16 protein-coding genes and 5 pseudogenes are annotated in these 19,141 nt (G+C 70.4%); 4 read left to right on the forward strand and 17 right to left on the reverse strand.

Features of this window, described 5'->3' with window-relative positions; all coding sequences use genetic code 11:
• Positions 1 to 2: 2 nt before the first annotated feature.
• Entirely contained in the window at positions 3 to 458 is a 456-nt protein-coding gene (locus OG885_RS12360) for a MarR family winged helix-turn-helix transcriptional regulator (RefSeq protein WP_405730342.1), read from the forward strand.
• A 33-nt stretch (positions 459 to 491) separates the two neighbouring features.
• Positions 492 to 2,060 (forward strand): MFS transporter, encoded by a 1,569-nt coding sequence (locus OG885_RS12365; RefSeq protein WP_405730344.1) that lies wholly within the window; start codon positions 492 to 494, stop codon positions 2,058 to 2,060.
• Here the strand turns inward: OG885_RS12365 and OG885_RS12370 are convergent.
• The 10 genes and pseudogenes from OG885_RS12370 to OG885_RS12415 form a co-directional block, all read right to left on the reverse strand.
• Positions 2,057 to 3,016: a D-2-hydroxyacid dehydrogenase family protein gene (locus tag OG885_RS12370; protein WP_405730346.1), complete on the reverse strand. Its 960-nt coding sequence runs from the start codon at positions 3,014 to 3,016 to the stop codon at positions 2,057 to 2,059. The genes OG885_RS12365 and OG885_RS12370 overlap by 4 nt on opposite strands.
• A gap of 94 nt (positions 3,017 to 3,110) precedes the next feature.
• Complete coding sequence (locus tag OG885_RS12375) at positions 3,111 to 3,641, reverse strand: TerD family protein (protein ID WP_405730348.1); 531 nt, start codon at positions 3,639 to 3,641, stop codon at positions 3,111 to 3,113.
• A 146-nt stretch (positions 3,642 to 3,787) separates the two neighbouring features.
• The gene (gene dmpG, locus OG885_RS12380; protein WP_405730350.1) at positions 3,788 to 4,804 is read right to left on the reverse strand and encodes a 4-hydroxy-2-oxovalerate aldolase; all 1,017 of its coding nucleotides are present in this window, start codon (positions 4,802 to 4,804) and stop codon (positions 3,788 to 3,790) included.
• Entirely contained in the window at positions 4,801 to 5,748 is a 948-nt protein-coding gene (locus tag OG885_RS12385; protein WP_405730352.1) for an acetaldehyde dehydrogenase (acetylating), read from the reverse strand. Before OG885_RS12385 ends, dmpG begins: the two co-directional genes overlap by 4 nt.
• A pseudogene (locus OG885_RS12390) lies at positions 5,745 to 6,571 on the reverse strand (2-keto-4-pentenoate hydratase). Before OG885_RS12390 ends, OG885_RS12385 begins: the two are co-directional and overlap by 4 nt.
• Positions 6,572 to 6,720: 149 nt before the next feature.
• On the reverse strand, positions 6,721 to 7,461 hold the full coding sequence (locus OG885_RS12395) for an IclR family transcriptional regulator (protein ID WP_405730354.1): 741 nt from the start codon (positions 7,459 to 7,461) through the stop codon (positions 6,721 to 6,723).
• Between the two features lie 211 nt (positions 7,462 to 7,672).
• A pseudogene (locus OG885_RS12400) lies at positions 7,673 to 7,922 on the reverse strand (CopG family transcriptional regulator).
• Between the two features lie 516 nt (positions 7,923 to 8,438).
• On the reverse strand, positions 8,439 to 9,146 hold the full coding sequence (locus tag OG885_RS12405) for a B3/4 domain-containing protein (RefSeq protein WP_405730356.1): 708 nt from the start codon (positions 9,144 to 9,146) through the stop codon (positions 8,439 to 8,441).
• A gap of 45 nt (positions 9,147 to 9,191) precedes the next feature.
• Positions 9,192 to 9,839, reverse strand: a complete 648-nt coding sequence (locus tag OG885_RS12410; RefSeq protein WP_405730358.1) for an FMN-binding negative transcriptional regulator — start codon at positions 9,837 to 9,839, stop codon at positions 9,192 to 9,194.
• Between the two features lie 25 nt (positions 9,840 to 9,864).
• Complete coding sequence (locus tag OG885_RS12415; protein WP_307945910.1) at positions 9,865 to 10,701, reverse strand: EamA family transporter; 837 nt, start codon at positions 10,699 to 10,701, stop codon at positions 9,865 to 9,867.
• Between the two features lie 119 nt (positions 10,702 to 10,820).
• Between OG885_RS12415 and OG885_RS12420 the strand changes: the two genes are divergently transcribed.
• Complete coding sequence (locus OG885_RS12420) at positions 10,821 to 11,396, forward strand: helix-turn-helix domain-containing protein (protein WP_405730360.1); 576 nt, start codon at positions 10,821 to 10,823, stop codon at positions 11,394 to 11,396.
• 26 nt (positions 11,397 to 11,422) lie between these two features.
• Here OG885_RS12420 and OG885_RS12425 read toward each other — a convergent pair whose 3' ends face one another.
• Positions 11,423 to 11,632, reverse strand: coding sequence for a hypothetical protein (locus OG885_RS12425; protein WP_307949571.1), 210 nt, complete (start codon positions 11,630 to 11,632; stop codon positions 11,423 to 11,425).
• Between the two features lie 191 nt (positions 11,633 to 11,823).
• Positions 11,824 to 12,016, reverse strand: a pseudogene (locus OG885_RS12430) (hypothetical protein); the annotation flags it as partial.
• A 119-nt stretch (positions 12,017 to 12,135) separates the two neighbouring features.
• Between OG885_RS12430 and OG885_RS12435 the strand changes: the two are divergent.
• Positions 12,136 to 12,900: pseudogene (locus tag OG885_RS12435) on the forward strand (ROK family protein); the annotation flags it as partial.
• Between the two features lie 83 nt (positions 12,901 to 12,983).
• On the opposite strand, the gene OG885_RS12440 reads toward OG885_RS12435, so the two are convergent.
• The 5 genes and pseudogenes from OG885_RS12440 to OG885_RS12460 all read right to left on the reverse strand — a co-directional run bounded on the left by OG885_RS12440 (position 12,984) and on the right by OG885_RS12460 (position 19,136).
• Positions 12,984 to 14,036 (reverse strand): glycosyl hydrolase, encoded by a 1,053-nt coding sequence (locus OG885_RS12440; RefSeq protein ID WP_405730362.1) that lies wholly within the window; start codon positions 14,034 to 14,036, stop codon positions 12,984 to 12,986.
• 222 nt (positions 14,037 to 14,258) lie between these two features.
• Positions 14,259 to 14,678, reverse strand: a pseudogene (locus tag OG885_RS12445) (phosphotransferase); the annotation flags it as partial.
• A gap of 727 nt (positions 14,679 to 15,405) precedes the next feature.
• On the reverse strand, positions 15,406 to 16,269 hold the full coding sequence (locus tag OG885_RS12450; protein ID WP_386749196.1) for a LacI family DNA-binding transcriptional regulator: 864 nt from the start codon (positions 16,267 to 16,269) through the stop codon (positions 15,406 to 15,408).
• Positions 16,266 to 18,749, reverse strand: coding sequence for a glycoside hydrolase family 2 protein (locus OG885_RS12455; protein ID WP_405730364.1), 2,484 nt, complete (start codon positions 18,747 to 18,749; stop codon positions 16,266 to 16,268). Before OG885_RS12455 ends, OG885_RS12450 begins: the two co-directional genes overlap by 4 nt.
• A 165-nt stretch (positions 18,750 to 18,914) precedes the next feature.
• Positions 18,915 to 19,136: a hypothetical protein gene (locus OG885_RS12460; RefSeq protein WP_405730366.1), complete on the reverse strand. Its 222-nt coding sequence runs from the start codon at positions 19,134 to 19,136 to the stop codon at positions 18,915 to 18,917.
• Positions 19,137 to 19,141 lie beyond the last annotated feature (5 nt).

Genomic DNA, 19,141 nt, shown 5'->3' on the forward strand with positions numbered 1-19,141 from the left:
CCATGCGCCAGGACATCGACCACGTGGCCGCAGGCCTCGCGGCATGCCTGCCCGCTCTCTACCGCGCCCTGGACCGCCAGGTCGGCCAGGACTTCCCGCACCCCAAGCCGCCCGAGGCCCAGCTGGCCCTGCTGCGCCATGTCGAGGCGCACGAGGGCGTGACCGTACGCGAGACCGCGGACGCCCTGCTGATGAAGCCGAACAACGTGAGCGCGCTCGTCACGCAGATGACCGAGCTGGGGCTTCTGGAGCGCCGGCAGGACCCCGCCGACAAGCGGGTCGCGCACCTCCATCTCACGCCGACCTCCCGGCAGCGCCTCACCGAGGTCAACCAGCTGGGGGGCGCCCATCTCGCGCGCGCCCTGCGCGCCCTCACCGACGGCGAACTGGACGCCCTCGGCTCGGCGTTGGGGGCACTCGAGTCGCTCAGCGGACATCTCCACACCCACGCCCGCTGATCACTCACGCCCTCACGAAGGACAGGCACAGCCATGCCCTCCGCCACCCTGACCACCCCTACGGACGCCGCCGCGACACCCCGCGGCCCGCGCGCCAACCCCTGGCTGACCCTCATAGCCGTCGCCTTCGGCCTCTTCATGGTCGGCCTCGACGGCTCGGTCGTCTCGATCGCCAACCCGGAGATCGGCCGGGACCTCAACGCCTCCACCGCCGACCTCCAGTGGGTCACCAACTCCTATCTCCTGGCGCTCGCCGCGGCCCTGATCCTCGGCGGCAAGCTCGGTGACCGCTTCGGCCGCCGCACCTTCTATCTGATCGGCGTCGCGGGCTTCACCGCCGCGTCCGTCGCCATCGGCCTGTCCGGCTCGATCACCGGCGTCATCGTCTTCCGCGCGGTGCAGGGCTTCTTCGGCGCGCTGCTGATGCCGAACACCCTGGGCATGCTGCGCGCGGTGTTCCCGCCGAAGAAGTTCGGGATGGCGGTCGGCATCTGGGCGATGGTCTCCTCGGTGTCGACGGCCCTCGGCCCCATAGTCGGCGGCCTGTTGGTGCAGCACGTCAACTGGGAGTCCGTCTTCTACATCAACGCGCCCATCGGCGTCGTGGCGCTCGTCTTCAGCGCGGCGGTCCTGCCGCAGAGCAAGAACACGGCAGCGGCGGACGAGAAGTTCGACCTCGCCGGGATCGCCCTGCTCGCCCTCGGCCTGCTCTGCGTCGTCTTCGGCGTCGTCAAGGGCGAGACGTGGGGCTGGGCCTCGGGGGGCACCCTGGGCGCGATCGCGGCGGGCGTACTGATCCTGGTGCTCTTCGGCTGGTACGAGACCCGGGTGGCCTCCCCGCTCCTCCCGATGCGGCTGTTCCGCAACCCGGCGCTGACGATCGGCACGGTCATCACCGCGCTGAACTTCTTCGTACTGCTCGGCGTGATCTTCTTCGTCATGCTGTACCTGCAGAACGTGCGCGGCTTCTCCCCCGTCGAGGCCGGTGTCCGCACCCTGCCGCTGAGCCTGGCCTCGGTCGTGGCCTCCCCGCTGGGCGCCGCGCTCACGGACCGCTTCGGCCCTCGCCTGACGATGCCGCTCGGCATGGCGCTCCAGGCCATCGCCTGCTTCACCATGCTGAGTTGGAGCGCGGACTCCTCGTACACCACCATGTGGCCGCCGTTCATCGCCCTCGGCCTGGGCGTCGGCATGGTGATGGCGTCCTCCTCCGACGCGATCGTCGGCAACGCGCCGGTGAAGGACGGCGGAGTGGCGGGCGGTCTGCAGGCGACCGCGCTCCAGATCGGCGGCGCGCTCGGTACGTCCGTGCTGGTCTCCCTCATCACGAGCCGCGTCGGCGCCACCCTCACCGACGAGTTGACCTCCGCCGGCGTCCCCGCCGGGACGTCGACCGCGTTGGCCGAGGCGAAGGACGCGGTGGCCATGGGCGCCGCCCCCGTCTCCGCGGAGATGCCGGAGCGGCTGAAGTCGGCGGTCGCCGAGGGCAGCCACCAGGCCTTCATGAACGGCGTACACACGTCGGTGCTGGTCGCGGGCGCGCTGTGCGTGCTGGGGGCGGTGGTGGCGGCGACGGGGGTACGGCGGGCGCCCGGCCGCTAGACCAGGGTGCGCACGGGGCTGCCGTCCAGGAACGCGGCGATGTCCTCCACCGCTTCCCGGTAGTACGTGCGGTAGTTGTGCTCGGTGACATAGCCGAGGTGCGGGGTGGCCAGCACGTTCGGCAGGGTGCGCAGGGGATCGTCGGCGGGCAGGGGCTCGGTGTCGAAGACGTCGAGACCGGCGCCGGCGATCCAGCCCTCGCGCAGGGCACGCAGCAGCGCCGCCTGGTCGACGATCGCGGCTCGGGAGGTGTTGACCAGGAAGGCGTGCGGGCGCATGGCACGCAGTTCGGGCTCGCCGAGCAGGCCACGGGTGCGGTCGGACAGCACGAGGTGGACCGAGACGAAGTCACTGCGACGCAGCAAGTCCTCCTTGCTGTCGGCGAGTTGGACGCCCTCCGCCGCGGCCCGCTCGGCGGTGAGGTGCTGACTCCACGCCAGCACCTCCATGCCGAAGGCGGACGCGACCCGCGCCACCCGCGAACCGATCTTCCCGAGCCCGAGCAGACCCAGGGTGCGACCGTGCAGGTCCTGCCCCACGGTGGACTGCCACGGCCCGCCCTCGCGCACAGCCCGGCTCTCGACAGTGACCTGCCGGGCGAGCCCGAGCAGCAGCGCCCAGGTCAGCTCGACGGGCGGGGTCGAGCTGCTGGCCGTACCGCACACGGTCACCCCCTGGGCCGCCGCCGCGCCGAGGTCGATGGAGGCATTGCGCATCCCGGTGGTCACCAGCAGCCGCAACCGGGGCAGTCGGCTCAACATTTCGGCGTCGAAGGGGGTGCGCTCCCGCATCGCGACGACGATCTCGCAGTCGGCGAGCTCGGCGGCCAACTTGTCCCGATCGGCGATGTGTTCACGGAACGACCGCACCTCGACCCTGCCGCCCAGACCACTCCAGTCCACCAGGTCCAGGGCGGCACCCTGATAGTCGTCCAGCACAGCGCAGTAAACGGTCATACGGACATTCTGCCCTCAGCCGATCAGCCTCGCGGATGCCAGGTGCCGCGTGGAACGCCCCCCGACCGGCCCCTGTCCGCATCGGCCACCCCACTCACTGCCGCATCCCGCCCATCTCCGCGGCGAAGAGCACGGGATCGCTGTCGTATCCCCGGACCATCCCGTGGAAGCGCCACGCCCCGGACGCGTCCCGGGTGAACTCCGCGACCGTCGCGGCCGTGGCCTCGGCGACACCCGCGAAGTCGTCGGACAACAGCGGCCGGTATCCGTCGAGGACGACCACGCCGGCGTTGAATATCTCGCCGAACGGACGAGGACCGGTGTCCTGGTGGATGGCCACGCCGACCACCACCCGGCCGTAGGCGGACGACACCCGGTCGAACTCCAGCACCATCGCCTCGACGAACCCGAACCCCATGCCGGTCTCGCTGTGCCGGGTCATGTTGATCGTGCCGTCCGGCGACCGACTCTCGTAGTGCACGACATACACCGGCCGCCCGTACGGGTCGTCGACCGGGTAGGTCGCGGCGATGATGTCGAGATGCCGAGGCGGCTCCCCGTACGGGCTCGGATCCCATCGAAGCTTCACTTCGACCTTGCCCAGCCCGTCCCCGACCCCACTCACTCCGCCACTCCCCCTCACACCGGGGCGAGACGCCCCCGCACCGTGAAGTATGCGTCGTGGCCAGGACTTTGATGCCCCGCCAACGGGCCCGCGGTTGGTCAAGACTTCTCCGGCCCGGTGCGCGCCGTTCCTCGTCCGCCCACGTGTCAGCGGGACTCGGCCAGCTCCAGCGCCACGTCCACGATCATGTCCTCCTGGCCGCCGACGAGCCCACGCCTGCCGACCTCCACGAGGATCGTGCGTACATCGAGGCCATGGCGCTCGGCCGCCGTCTCCGCATGGCGCAGGAAGGAGCCGTAGACCCCGGCGTAACCGAGGGTGAGGCTCTCGCGGTCGACGCGCACCGGGCGGTCCTGGAGAGGTCGTACGAGGTCGTCGGCGGCGTCCTGGAGCGCGAAGAGGTCGCAGCCGTGGGCCCAGCCGTTGAGGTCGGCCACGGCGACGAACGCCTCCAGCGGGGTGTTGCCGGCGCCGGCGCCCTGCCCCGCCAGCGAGGCGTCGACCCGGGTGACGCCCTCCTCCACCGCGGTCATCGAGTTGGCGACCGAGAGGGAGAGGTTCTCGTGGGCGTGGACGCCGATCTCGGTCGCCGGGTCGAGGACGTCCCGGTAGGCGCGGACGCGACTCCGGACGCCGTCCATCGTCAGCCGGCCGCCGGAGTCGGTGACGTAGACGCAGTGTGCGCCGTACGACTCCATCAGGGCGGCCTGTCCGGCGAGCGTCACGGCGTCGGCCATGTGGCTCATCATCAGGAAGCCGGACACGTCCATGCCCAGCTCACGGGCGGTGGCGATGTGCTGCGCGGAGACATCGGCCTCGGTGCAGTGGGTGGCCACCCGCACCGACCGGACCCCGAGCGCGTACGCCCTCCTGAGCTCCTCGACGGTGCCGATGCCGGGCAGCAGCAGGGTGGTGAGACGGGCGTTTTCGACATGGGCGGCGGCGGTCTCGATCCACTCCCAGTCGGTGTGGCTGCCGGGACCGTAGGCGAGGGAGCCGCCGGCGAGGCCGTCGCCGTGGGAGACCTCGATGGCGTCGACACCGGCGGCGTCCAGCGCGGCCACGATCCGGCCGAGCCGCTCCGGCGCGAGGCGATGGCGGATGGCGTGCATGCCGTCCCGCAGGGTGACGTCCTGGATGAAGAGCCTGTCGACGACGGTCATGCGCCCGCTCCCTGGAGTTCGCTGCCGCGGGCGGCCATGGCCTCGGCCATGCGCAGGGCCGCGCTGGTCATGATGTCGAGGTTCCCGGCGTAGGCCGGGAGGTAATGGGCGGCGCCCTCGACCTCCAGGAAGACGGACACCTGGTGGGTGACCCGCTCCGGGGTGAGGGTGTGCACGGGCTGGTCGGCGGGGACCGGCGCGATCTGCACCCGCCGCTTGAGCCGGTAGCCGGGCACGTACGCCGCCACCCGCTCGACCATCGCGGCGACGGAGGCGCGGATCGCCTCGCGCGTCTCCTCCTCCGGCGCGTCCACCAGGGCGAGCACGGTGTCCCGCATGACCAGCGGCGGCTCGGCCGGGTTGAGGACGATGACAGCCTTGCCGCGCCCGGCGCCACCGACGCTCTCGATGGCGTGACTCGTCGTCTCGGTGAACTCGTCGATGTTGGCGCGGGTACCGGGGCCCGCGCTCTTCGACGCGATGGACGCGACGATCTCCGCGTACGGCACCGGCGCCACCCGGGAGATCGCGGCGACCACCGGGATCGTGGCCTGACCGCCGCAGGTGACCATGTTGACGTTGTCCGCGGCGACATGGTCGGCAAGGTTGACCGCGGGGACGACCATCGGGCCGATCGCGGCCGGCGTCAGATCGACGAGCTGCTTGCCGTACGGGGCGAGGACAGCGGCGTTGGCGACATGGGCCTTGGCTGAGGTGGCGTCGAAGACGATCCGGATGCCCTCGAAGCCGTCCATCCGGACCAGCCCCTCGACGCCCTCGGCCGTGACCGGGACACCCAGCCGCCGGGCACGGGCGAGCCCATCGGAGGCGGGGGCGATGCCGACCATCGCGCCCACCTCCAGGGTGTCGGAAAGTCGCAGCACCTTGATCATCAGGTCGGTGCCGATGTTGCCGGAGCCGATGACGGCCACCTTGGTCTTCATACGGAGGTTCCTTCGTCGGCGGAAGCGCAGAAGCGGACGGACACCGATCCGAGGCCGCTGATCTCGGCGGCGAACACGTCACCGGGCCCGGCGACGACCATCGGCCCGAGGGCGCCGGAGAGCACCACCTGGCCCGCCCGCAACGGGTCGCCGACCTCCCGCGCGGTGCGTGCCAGCCAGGCGAGTGCGATCAGCGGGTCACCGAGACAGGCCGCCCCGTCCCCGCGGGAGACGGTCTCGCCGCCCCGGGCGAGCGTCATCACGGCGCTCACCGGTTCGAACTCGGCGAGGGTCTTCGTCGCCGCCCCGAGGACGTACAGGCCGCTGGAGCCGTTGTCGGCGACGGTGTCACCGAAGGTGATGTCCCAGCCGGCGACACGGCTGTCGACGATCTCCAGGCGGGCAGCGCGTAGGCCACGGCACCGCGGACCTGCTCCGCGTCCAGGGGCCCCTCGGCGAGGTCGGCGCCGAGCACGAACGCGATCTCGGCCTCCACCTTCGGCTGGAGCAGCCGCCCGGTCGGCACGAGGCCGCCGTCGGTGACCCGCATGTCGTCGAAGAGGACGCCGAAGTCGGGCTGGTCCACGCCGAGTTGGGCCTGGACGGCAGGCGAGGTGAGGCCGATCTTTCGTCCCGTGACGCGGGCGCCGGTCGTCAGACGGTGGGCGGTGAGCAGCTCCTGAACGGCGTACGCGGCCTTCACGTCGTCGCTGCCGATCAGATCGCGCACCGGGGAACAGGGCACAAGGTCGGCGGCGGCCACGATCAGGCGCCGGGCCGCCGCTGCCACGGCGTCGTCGCCGCCACGGGGGTTTTGGTTCATGCCCTCAGCTTGGGGAGCCGGGGCACGCGACGCCCAGCAAAAAGTTCCGCGAGCCGGAACTCGGAGGGCGACGTCTCAGTGCCGCAGCAGCTCCTCGCCCCGCCTCCAGACGTCGGCGCCACAGCAACTCCTCGCCCCGCCCCCAGACGTCAGCGCCGCAGCATTTCCTCGCGCCGCCCGAGGGTCGCGGTGATGCCGGCCGCCGCCGCCCGGACGCTGTTGGCGTGCCGGGCGGGCTGGAAGCGGTGCACAGGGCCGGTCACACTGACCGCGCCCAGGATCTCGTCCGCCGCCCCGAAGATCCCGGACGCGACGCAGACGAGGCCGACCGCCGACTCCTCGTACTCGAAGGCGACGCCCTTCGCCACGACGTCGGACAGCTGGCGGGTGAGGACGTCGACGTTGGTGAGGGTCCTGGGCGTCCGGCGTTCCAGCGGTCCGCGCAGCACCGACTCGCGGACGTCGGCGGGCGCGTGGGCGAGGAGGACCTTGCCGAGGGCGGTGGAGTGCAGCGGCATGCGCCCACCGAGCCGGCTGGGCGAATCGGCCTGCTGATGCCCGCCCATCTTGGCCACGTAGACCACCTCGACGCCCTCCCGGATGCCGAGGTGGACCAGTTCGTGCGTGCGCTCGTACAGGTCCTCCAGGAACGGAGTCGCCACCTCCAGCAGCCCGCGCTCGACGGAGGCGCGCATCCCCAGTTCGAAGACGAGGCTGGACAGCCGGTACCGGCCCTCGACCCGGTCGAGCAGCCGCCCGGCCACCAGATCGCCGAGCGTGCGGTGCAAAGTGCCCTTGGCCAGCCCGGTACGCCGCTGCAACTCGGCGAACCCGAGCGTGGTGTCCTCGACGGTGAACGCCTGCAGCACGGCGAGCGCCTTGCTCAGCACACCACTCGGCGCACCCTCACCCACACCAGCCGCCCTTCACCACCGCCCGGCTCAGGAGCCCTTCGCCACCGGCTCCAGAACCGCGACGCACTCCACATGATGAGTCATCGGAAAGATGTCGGTCTGGACGGGGACAGGGAAAACCACAGGTCAACCAGGGTTTTCCCACCCCGGCGACGGCCTCGCGGGCGCCATGAGCGTCAAACGAGCGTCACGGGCCGACAAAGACAGCAGCCATACACACACCGTCGGCTTCAGGGCGGCAGATCGTCGGCAACGGCGCCACGCACCTCTCGAACGTGCGGGGGAAGAGAGGCTCATGCCAGGCGCGGTTGGCCATGGCGGCAAGGTGGGTACCCTGGCGAATGATCTCCGCCTCGCTGACGCCGCGCCGCTTGGCGGCCTCCCTGATGACTACGAGGTCTCGGGTCGGCGTAGGCGGTGGTTCGCTTCATGGACATGTACCAAGCGTGCCGGATTGATGGGTACGTCGATGCGCGAACGACTTCACGACGCGAAGGCGACGCCCATGGAACGCCTCAAAAACAATCCAAGTGTCGGACCCGCGTCATGGCTCGCCCGTCGTCCCCCGCTCCGCTGCCCCGACCGCCATAATGGAGGCATGACCTCCAGCCCGCAGCACGCCGCACCCGAGCCCTGCGTTCCTCCCGGGCCCGGCCGCCGAGGACCTCGCGTTGGACCGGGAGAAGTTCCGGCGGCGTGTGCCGGAGTCGCTGGATGAGCTGCGCGGCCCCACCCAGGGCGTCGTCGAGCTGCCTCTGCACCTCGCTTGGTCGGGGCTGACCTCGTACGACCTGCGCAACCCGCGCCAGCGCATGAGGCTGTACCGCACCGTCCTGCGACGGCGTCAGCCGCTTTATGCGACACTCGCGGCCCGGGCCGCTTCAGCGTGCGCAGGCGCGCAGACCTTATGCCCTGAACTCCCATACTATGTGCCACTTTGGTGGCTGACGGGCTCAGGCTGTGACTTCCGGGTGCTTCGGGCTGAGGTAGCGCACGCAGGTCTGCTCGGAGTGGGGCAGCAGCAGGCTGTGCAGTTCCTCGGCTGCGGTCTTGAGGAGGTTGCCGTCCCGCGTGGCGTGGAGGGTTTCGAGGACGAAGGCGACATGGGTGGAGTCCTCGGTGACGCGGGTGCGGTGGGCGTCGCGGTGGTTCCAGTGCCGGGTCAGGATCCCGTCGGCGTCCGCATAGACGATCTCGCCGGGCTTGGGGTTCTCGACGGTGTCGGGTTCGCCGAGCGGGATGAACTCCTCACTGCCGTCTGCGTGCCTGATGTCGACGTCTCCGGCGACGTGGTCGAGGTCGAAGGCGCCTGCGGGCATGCCGTGATGAACGGAAGCGGCGTTGTAGGAGTCGACGGCCGGGTTGATGCGCGGCAACGTGCCCTTCTTGGCCATGCGGCGCCCCAGCGCGTCGACGCTGGGCCGGATACGACGGGGATTGGTGCCGAAGGAGCGGTAGGCCGCGTGCCACGCCTCGATGCGTGGATCGCTCTCGTCGGCGGGACCCCAGGTACCGGCGGCGAGCTGCTGCTCGAGCTCCTCGATCGCGGTGGCCGTGCCGGGCCAGGGTTCGTGGCCGCGCAGGCCGGTGGCCGTGACCACGGCGATCAGAGTGTCGGGGAAGGCGTCGGCGACGGCGGGCGTGATGCGGAACATGGTCATGGGCAAAGGCTCCGTTCGGCTCGGGCGTGAGGGAGGCAGGCGGTTTCAGGGCTTCCAGGGACCGATGCGGTCCAGGCGGCGGCGCTGCTGGTCGGCGGCGGGTACGTCCAGGCCCTCGCCGCGGGAGGTGAGGCGGTCGGCGACGCCGGTCCGGTGCTCGACGGGCTTGTGGTCGTCGTACTTGTACTTGGCCCGGACCTCCTTCACGTCCAGCACGAGGCCGCGGATGCCGGGCAGCATCCGCCCGTACGGCGGCTGATCCGCCGCGACGGGAGCGTGGTCACCGTCGGGCTGGAAGTGGACCATCTGCCGGCGCAGCAGTTCGGCCTTGGCCTCGGGGTTGTCTACGATGCGGGCGTGACAGCCGAACTGGACGGCCGTGTAGTAGCTGGTGGGCACGCCATCGGTGGGCCGCGTGCCGGGCGCCGCACGCCAGGGGCCCGGTACGAAGGCGTAGTCGCCGATCACGGTGAAGGTGACGTTCGGGTCGTGCTCGAGCGATTCCCAGACCGGGTTCGGGCGGGCCAGGTGGATCAGCAGCCGGTTGCCGTCCGGGACGAAGTGCGTGGGCACGGTCGTGGGTGCGTGGCCGGGCAGGCCGTTGACGCTGAGCAGTCCGAAGTCGTGGCCTTCGGCGATCCAGGTCTGCCATTCGGCCTCGTCCAGGGCCGCGTCCCAGGGCTGGATGAACATGCGGTGGTCCTTACGCTCGGGGGGTTCAGGTAACGGCAAGGAGGCTGACCGCGACCGCGGCGGTGCACAGGCCGACGAGCTGCCCCTTGTGGATGCGCTCGGCGAGCACGCTGCGGGCGAGGAGAACGGTGCCGGCCGGGTAGAGGGCGGTGATCACGGCGACGACCGTGAGGTCGCCGCTGCGTGCGGCGAGCAGGAACAGCAGGTTGGCGAGCGAGTCCAGCACACCGGCGGTGGCCGACAGGGCGTAGGCAGGCTTCTCGGGACCCAGTCTGCGGTGCAGCAGTCCGGCCGCGGTCAGAGTCACAGCCGAGGAGACCGCCCTGCCGATGATCAACGGGGCTACACCACTGTCGGACGGCGCCTGGTGCAGGAAGATCAGCTGCAGGGCGATCGCCGCGCCTGCGCCGAGGGCAAGCAGCAGCGCCGTGCGCGTCGGCCGGGACGAGCCCGCCCCATGACCGGCGCTGACCAGCACCACGGCGACCAGGGCGAGCGGCAGACCCAGGAGGCCGGCCATCCCCAGGTGCTCACCCTGCAGCAGGCCCACCGCGACCGGGAGCGCGGCGGACACCAGCGCGGTGACCGGGGAGAGCACGTTCATCGGGCCGATGGCGAGAGTCTTGTAGAGCAGCGCGAAGGCGGCGGCCGAAGCCACGCCGGAAGCGGCACCCCAGCCGAGCGCGGCAGGGCTGAACGAAGCACCGAGCACGGGCCACAAGAGCAGCTCGACGGCCAGGCTGGCCGGCGCGGCGACCATCACGGTGCGCAGCACGTGGGCCTTTCGGGCACCCAGACCACCGAGAAAGTCGGCGCATCCGTAGGCGAGTGAGCTGCCCAGAGCCAGCAGCAGAGCTATCACGATACGATCCCTTGCGGTTACAGTAGAACGACTAAACCGTACAGCGAATCGACCGCACTGTGCCAATCGACCGACTGCGTGGCGTATTCCACTGACCGACCGACGGGGATGGTGACCAGGTGACCGAAACAGCGGCGGCCTTGCGCACACTCGCGCACAACGTCCGCTCAGCTCGTACGCGGGCGGGCCTGTCACTGGACGAGCTCGGCCGCCGGGCCAAGGTCAGCAAGGGGGCCCTGGTCGGACTGGAAAGGGCGCAAGGCAATCCGAACTTCGCGACTCTCGTCCGGCTGGCCGACACGCTGGGTGTCTCGGTCTCCGCGCTGATGGAGGGTCCCGCCGAAGGGCGCGTGCGCGTCGTCTCGGCCGACGCCGTGATGCCGCTGTGGGCGGGTGAGCTGGGCAGCGAGGCCCGGCTCATGCTCACCACCTCGGGCCCTGCCCCGGTAGAGGTGTGGCGCTGGCGCCTCGAGCCGGGCGAGGAGTACCCGAGCCATCCCCATCAGGCCGGCGTCGTGGAGACCGTCAGCGTCACCGCCGGGCGCATGGTCCTGGTCGTCGACGGCACGGAGTACCCCGTCGAAGCCACGCAGACCGCTACATTCGACGGCGACGTGCCCCACACCTATCGCGGGGCGGGCCACGAGACCTGCCATCTGATCATGACCGTCCATCTGCCGTCGGGGCCCGCCTGACCGCGAGGCCGAAGCATTGGTGCACGTCACTGAGAGAAGCGGAAGTTGATCTGGTCATCGGCCTCGTCGAGGCTGCTCACCGGCGCCGCACCCCGGTAGACGTCCCGCATGGCCGGCCTCATGAGCGCCGGCACGTCCGCCGCGAAGTTCGTGACCGGGAAGGAAAAGGGCGTGCGGTGGGCGACGGGCGGGGTGACAGCGGTGACGTCGATGCCCTTCTTCTTGTACGCGGCCACCGCAGCGCGCGTTCCCGCGGCGGTTCCAGGGAATACGACACCGTGCCGTCCCACCATCTGCTGGTAGGCGTCAGAAAACGGGTACGCGACCCACCTCGCCAATCCAGGCGGAGGCCAGGTTCGGCTGGCAGCCGGTGTTCTTGATGCTCCTGGTCTCGTCGAGTTCGTCGAGGGGCTGGAGCACCGCCGTTCACGATGCCGCGCAGCAGCGCCGAGCGGGTGAGTCGCTGCAGCAGCACGGCGATGGCCAAGACCAGGACAGTCTGCCCGCCGACACAGAAGGATGACCAGGAAGCACCCCATGGCCGGGGCGATGAACAGCGCGGCCAGTGGGCCGTCACCGCGCTCGGGTGTGCGCGACGCGGTCTTGCTGGAGGTGGTCATCGAGGACTCCCTCGGGGCGGACTCTCCTAGGCCACTTACTTTCGTAGCAGAATTATGTTTGTGTCAATGCCAGTGCAGTGATCGGTTCCTGAGAAGAATCGCGGGGCGAGCTGAGGGGCATGGTTTTGCATCGGAAGAAAACGGAGGGTGCCGACTGGCTGCCGCTCAGTGCCGGTGAGCGCGCGGTGGGCATCGAGGTGCTCGTCAACGGACCGCTGTCACGCGGTGAACTCGCCCGCCGCCTGGGGCTGTCGGCCGGCAGCCTCACCCGGCTGACGAAGCCGCTCATCGAGTCGGGGCTCCTGATGGAGGTAGCGGAGGAGGCCGGGGGTGCGGTTCGTCGGCACGGACGTCCGTCGCAGCCCCTGGACATCGTCATGGACTCACACGATTTCGCCGGATTCAAGATCACCGAGGACATGGTGTACGGCGTCGTCACCACGCTCAGGGGCGAAGTCGTCGAACGCCACAGCACACCGCTGACCACGCCCGACCCGGACGAAGTGGCGAACTTGCTGGCGGCCGTGGCACGGGAGTTCGCCACCCGCAGTCCTCGACTCGCCGGCATCGGCATCGGCGTGGGCGGCCGGGTCGAAGGCCGCTCGGTGGTCAGCGAGTCGGTCTTCCTGCCCTGGCGGGACGTACCCCTGGCCGCGCTGGTCGAGGAGCGCACGGGGCTGCCGGTGGTGGTCGACAACGACGTGGCCGCGCTGGTGGAGGCCGAGTCCTGGTTCGGCGCGGGGCGCGGCCTGGCACGGTTCGCGGTCCTGACCATCGGCGCAGGTGTCGGATACGGGCTCGCGCTCGACGGCAAGGTGGTGCGGTCGGCCGAAGACGGGCTCGACATCGCCCGGAGGTGGATCGTCGACCCGGCAGGGCCGCTCGCCTGGTGCTCGGCGTCGGCGGGAGCTGACCGGTCTGTTCGGGCGGCGGGCGCCACACCGCCCGAACAGCAGTGCGGTAGGCGTCAGTTGAGGTCGGGCACCTGGTCACGGGTGACAACATGGTCGTGGCTGTAGACCTTGGCCAGGTGCTCGACGGTGTTGCTCTTCGTCAGGTGCTCGACGTTCCAGGTGTTGAACAGCACCCAGTCGGCGCCGCTCGTCACGAGTCGGTCCGGGTCCGGGATGGGGCCGTTCTCGTGCAGCGCTACGGGGATGGACGGGCCGACCACACCCGTCGTCGCGTCGTACATCGCCTTCTGCGGGTCGTAGTTCTGGTCACCGGCGTACGTGTCGGCGCCGGCGATGTCGACGTAGTCCTTGCCTGGGTAGCAGGCGGCGGAGGCGGCGGGCTCTCCATTGAAGCCCATGAGCCAGACAGCGTTGGTGACCTTCTTCTCGGCGAAGCGGTCGAAGGCGAACTTCCACAGCCGCTGGTACTGGGCGCCGCCCTCCTTGCTCCACCAGAACCAGGTGCCGCCGGCCTCGTGGAAGGGCCGCCAGATCGCGGCGGCACCGGCCTCACGGAGCTTGTGCATCTGGGCCGCGGCGTTGTCCAGGCGCTCGACGAAGGACGTGTACTCGGCGGTGCCCGGGGTGAGGACCTTGTCGATGGAGACGGTCTGCTTGGAGCCGTCGTAGTCGTCGGAGTACGTGGGCGCCCCCATGTGGTAGCCGAACATGGGGATGCCGCCGGCCTGCCACCACGCGATGGCCCGCTCGGTGGCGCCGCCCGGGGCGTCGCAGATGTCGAGGCCGCGGATCGCGGGGTACGTGCCGGTGTGGTCGTGGATGTAGTTCATTTCGTAGTCGGGGCCGTCGATCCAGGTCGACTCCTGCTGCCCGGCGATGATCTTGTGCCGGTACTGGGCCGCCACGAAGGCCATCAGGTTCACGGCCTGCTGATTCGCACCAGGCGCGACCGGGCCTGCGGCTCTCGGCCGGGGGCGGCGAGGGGCGGCGGTCTCACCGGCGACGGCGTTGGCTGCCACCGCGGCCGTGCCGGGGACGGCGAGGATCGCGGCGGCGCCTGCCGCTCGGCGCAGGACCGTGCGGCGGGAGGCATGCTGTGGGGACATGGCGAACTCCTGGGGATACGGATGGTGGGGTGAAGGCGCGGTGTACGAACACGGTGCGCGGGGTGGGTGGCACGCCCGGCGGGCATGGCCCCGGCTCTGACGGACCTGCGGCCCGCGACGTCGCTCACCTGTTGGCCCCAGACCGTAGGAGCGCCATCGGGCCCTGGCAATACCTTCCACAGAGAAACTTCGAACACTGATGAAAGTTTTGGTGGGCTTCGATTACCGAAGGAGTGTGGTCCATGTCTCCAAGGAGTTCATGACCTGCGGCATGTCCCGTGCCGCCGAGGGCACGATGCGCAGTCCAAAGGCACGCTGGTCGGCGGTGGCCCGACGGTGCCCCAGCGCCAGCCACAAGCACCAGGCGATGGCGGCGAGCTGGCTGCGCAACATGCCGGCGAACGCAGAAACCTCTGCCGGTCCGCTCGGCCCCCCCCCGGCATCGAGGTACGCCGCCAGCAGCGGACGCACCACGCGAGGATCACCGGCGGCGGCGGGGCCGTTGAACGGGGTGGCGAAGCGGAAAGCGACATTCACCGCTTCCCACCAGGGAGCGTCTGACCTGGCTCCTTCCCAGTCGATCAGCGCGTAACCGTAACGCGTGCGCAGTACATTGGCGCGGGAGGTGTCTCCGTGCACCCAAGCGGTGCCGGGGGGGGTCGCACAGTGCCTCCTGAATCAGCGCGGTCGCTTCCTCGACCACAGGGAGGAGGGCGCGTGCCGGCGTGGCGACCGGATGTCCGCCTGCATCTGCCTCGGCCACCCACTCCCGCCACTCCGCCGGGGGATGCAGGGGCATTCCGTCGTCGGCCGCGACTCCTGTAGCAGCGCCCAGGAGAGCGATGCGGGCCACAGTGCTTCCCACCCACTCCGCGGCCTGTGAGATCTCGGCATCGGATGTCATGTCGACTTGACGCAGATCGTGCCCTTCGAGCCATTCACTCACCCGCACCAGCGTGTCACCCGCTGGGTTGTGCCAGTGGCCAACGGCCGGAGCGGGCGGCTCGACGGGGCGCGGCATCGCGATCCCCGCATCCCACGCAGCGCTCTCCAACCGGTGCACCCGGTGCGCCTGTTCGCGATGCCAGTCGCCCAGCAACCGGCCCGTCCGCACGACCCATCGGCCATGCGTGGTGGTCAGCACGCGACTGTCCGACGGGGCGCCCCCGTTGGCCAGCGGGCGCCACGGCCCCAGCGGCCGGCCAAGCCCGAACATCGCTGCGAGCGCAGCCGCATCAAGATTCATGCGGAGAGACTGCTGTGCATCGTGGCCCTGCCGCACACGGTTTCTCCGGAGCAGGACTCGCCCCGGCGGCAGCAGGAGCGGCGCCTGGGGGCGAGGTATCCACCCCGACCCGGTCCTGCCCCGTCAGACGGGTGCGTGCCCCGTCGTACCGCGCTGCACGAAGTGGGCCGTCGGGGACCAGCGTTCGGTGACGGGACGGCCGTCGATGTGGTCCAGTGCGGCTTCCGCGACCATCACCCCGAAGCCGTGAACGTCGACGGTCATGGTGGTCAGCGGTGGTGAGGCGAGGCGGCAGAGCGCGGAGTCGTCCCAGGCGATCAGCGACAGTTCGGTGGGCACCTCCAGGCCGAGTTCCTTGGCGGTGGCCAGCCCGGCGGCCGCCATCACGTCGTTGTCGTAGAGGATCGCGGTGGGCCGGCGGTCCCGTTCGAGGAGTTCCGCGGTGAGCCGGGCCCCGGACTCGGCCGTGTAGTCGCCGTCGACCGTCACCGTCTCGATGCCCGCCTCCTTGCACGCCTCTTCCTGGGCCAGGGTGCGGGCCTGGGTGTGCAGGAGGGAGCGTGGTCCGGCGACCCGGGCGACGACGCGGTGCCCGAGGCTCGCGAGCCGGGCCACGGCGTCGCGGACGGGGCCGCCGTCGTCGGTGCGCACGGCCGGCAGGGAGGGGGCGTCCGGCCAGGTGCCGACGAGGACCGCCGGAAGCCCCAGCTCCTGCAGGACGGCCGGCCTGACGTCGTCCTCGACGAGGTTGACCACGGCTACCGCGTCGACCAGACCTGTCTCGGCCCACCGACGATAGGCGGTGATCTCCTCCTCGTACGTCGGCACGACGTGGAGCAGCACCGACATGTCGCGTGCGACGAGGCGCTCCTCCATGCCGGCGATGAACTCCATGAAGAACGGCTCCACGCCGAGCAGCCGGGTCGAGCGCGCGAGGACGAGGCCCAGGGCACCCGGCTGGGTGCGGTCGCGGTGGGCAGCGGTCATTCGGTCTCCGGTGTCGCGGGGCAGAGGCTGTTCACGGAGCGCAGCACGGGTGTGGTGGTCAGGACAGCGGGGTCGAGGGTGTGGCGGGTGCGGACGTGGAATGTGTGACTTTCGCCAGGCAGCAGCGTGACCAGCATGTCGTCGACGGTCGCGTCGTCGGCGACGTGGTCGGCCAGCACGGCGATGTCGCGGGCGAACGAGGTGGCCCGGACGTCGACGCGGTAGCCGCCCGGCTCCGCGTGGGCCTGCGCGCTCAGCGCGTCCACCCGGTAGGCGAGGTCGCGGTCCTCGCAGAAGGTGTGGACGGCGCGTACGCCCTCGGACGACGCCACGAGCACCTCCTGCCTCGCCTCTTCCGGTGTGAGCAGTGAGTCGTCCGGTGCCACGGTCACGACCGAACGGGGCCCCACGCGGAGCTCGACTTTAGCATCGGCCTTGACGACGCCTTCGAGTGTCTGGCGCTCCAGAACGAGGCGGCCGGTCCAGGCTTCGTCGGTGTCGTTGACGGCGACCACGGCGAGCCTGCCGTCCCGGGGCTGGAAGGTCAGCATGCGCGGGGCGTAGGCGTCGCGCAGCGCGTACCACAGTGGCTTGGGGCGTTCGTCGCTGTCCACGGCGGACCAGGAGGTGACGGGCCAGCAGTCGTTGAGCTGCCACACCAGGGTTCCGGCGGTCCGCGGCCACCAGGAGCGGAAGTGCTCGATGCCGTAGGCGACGGCGCGGGCCTGGTTGAGTTGCGTGGCCCAGTGCCAGTCGGTGAAGGACTGCGGGGCGGGCAGGTGGGGGGCCAGGCCGCGGTCCAGCTTGCCGTTGCCGTCTTCTGCCTTCTGGTGGAGCAGGAACGCGGGCGAGGTGGGGGCGAGGGGTTCGTCGTGGATCCAGCGGGTGAGGGTGGCCCAGGTGGGCGGGCCCTGGAAGCCGAACTCGGAGCAGAAGCGCGGGATGTGGTCGCGGTACGTCGTGTAGTCGAGCCGGTTCCACACCTCCCATTCGTGGCGCGTGCCGTGGTCCTGGTCGTTGGGGTGGATACCGCCCACGGGGGCGCCGGGGGTGTAGGGGCTGCCGTCGGCGTAGGGCGTGGTCGGGTCGAGTTCGGCGACGATCCGCGGCAGGACGTCGGTGTAGTAGCCGAGTCCCCAGGTGCGACCGGCCAGTTGCTCGGGCCAGCCCCAGTCGGCGTAGCCCCACAGGTTCTCATTGCCGCCGTTCCACAGGGCGAGGCTCGGGCGCCCGGCGAGGCGGGTGACGTTCTCGCGCGTCTCGGCCTCGACCTCACCACGCAGCGGCTCCTCCTCGGGATAGGCGGCGCAGGCGAACGGGAAGTCCTGCCAGACGAGCATGCCGCGCTCGTCACACACGTCGTAGAAGTCGTCGGTCTCGTAGATACCGCCACCCCACACGCGCAGCATGTTCATGTGGGCGCCGAGCGCCTGGTCGACGCGGCGTTCGAGGCGTTCGCGGGTGATGCGGGTCAGGAAGTGGTCGTCCGGGATCCAGTTGGCGCCCTTGGCGAAGACGCGAGTGCCGTTGACGACGAAGGTGAACGGTGTACCGGTCTCGTCGGGGATCGTGTCGACGGTGATGTTGCGGAAGCCGACACGGCGGTCGACGGTGTCGAGCGGATCGTCGTGCCGTTCGGTGGTGGCGAGGGTGACGTGCAGGTCGTAGAGGGGGTGGTCGCCGTATCCGGCGGGCCACCACAGGCGGGCGTCGGGGACGGTGAGCCGGAGCACGGCGGTGGTGTCGTCGGCGGTGACGGCGGCGCGCGCCTGCTGTCCGGCGACCTCGGCGGTGAGAACCAGTTCCGGTCCGTCCGCGGCAGCTCGCTCGATGTCCGCGTGCAGTTCGACGACGCCGGTTCCGTCGGCCCCGACGCTCACCAGCGGTCGGACGCGAGCGAGGCGTGCCGTGTGCCACCGCTCCAGGCGTACGGGCTTCCAGATGCCGGCGGTCTGCAGGTCAGGCCCCCAGTCCCAGCCGAAGCTGCATGCCATTTTGCGCACCATGTTGAACGGGTGCGGGTAGACGTGGTCGCGCCGACCGAGTTCCGTTTCCCTTTCCTCCGCGTACTGGAGGGCCGAGGCGAAGTCCACGGTGAGTTCGTTGGCGCCGTCCATCAAGTGGGGTCGGACGTCGAAGCGGTAGCTGCGGTGCATGTTGGCGGTGGTGCCGATGACGTGCCCGTTCAGGGTGATGGTCGCGACGGTGTCCAGGCCGTCGAAGACCAGGTCCACGCGCTCCCCGTCCTGGGCGGCGGTGGCGTCGAAGGTGAGGCGGTACTGCCACTCGGTGCGGTGCATCCACACCAGCTCCTCCTCGACGCGGTCGAGATAGGGGTCGGGTATGAGGCCCGCTGCCATCAGGTCGAGATGCACGCTGCCCGGCACGGCGGCCTGCACCGTGCGCCCGCGGACGGCGTCCGGCACCGGCCCACGCGTCGCGCTCAGCTGCCAGCCCTCGTGCAAGGTCGTACGCGCCATGTTCACTCCTGTCGGATCGGAACCTGCTCCCGGGACGTCCGTCTCCGCTGGGCTCTGGTGTTCTCCCAGCGAGACCACAGGTTCCGAGCATTGTTACGTTGACGAATTAAGTAAGTCAACGAGTGGGATGCATCCTGACGGCCCTTGGAGGGGGAAAGATGTCGATCAATGGATGCGGGTGGCGTGGATCAGCCAGAGCGTGGCGGCCAGACCTGCCGCGGAGACGCCGCACAGCAGCAGCGGCACCGCGCGGAAGATCGGCGCGGTGAAGAGTCCGACGCCCGCGTATGCGTACGGAGCCAGGGCCGGAACCACCGCGAGCACGAGACTGACGGCCATGCCCACGCAGGAGACCGTGATGATGGCCTGGGCCGAGGAGCGCAGCACGGTCG

This window comes from Streptomyces sp. NBC_00028 (genome assembly GCF_045041065.1).
Classification (GTDB): Bacteria; Actinomycetota; Actinomycetes; order Streptomycetales; family Streptomycetaceae; genus Streptomyces.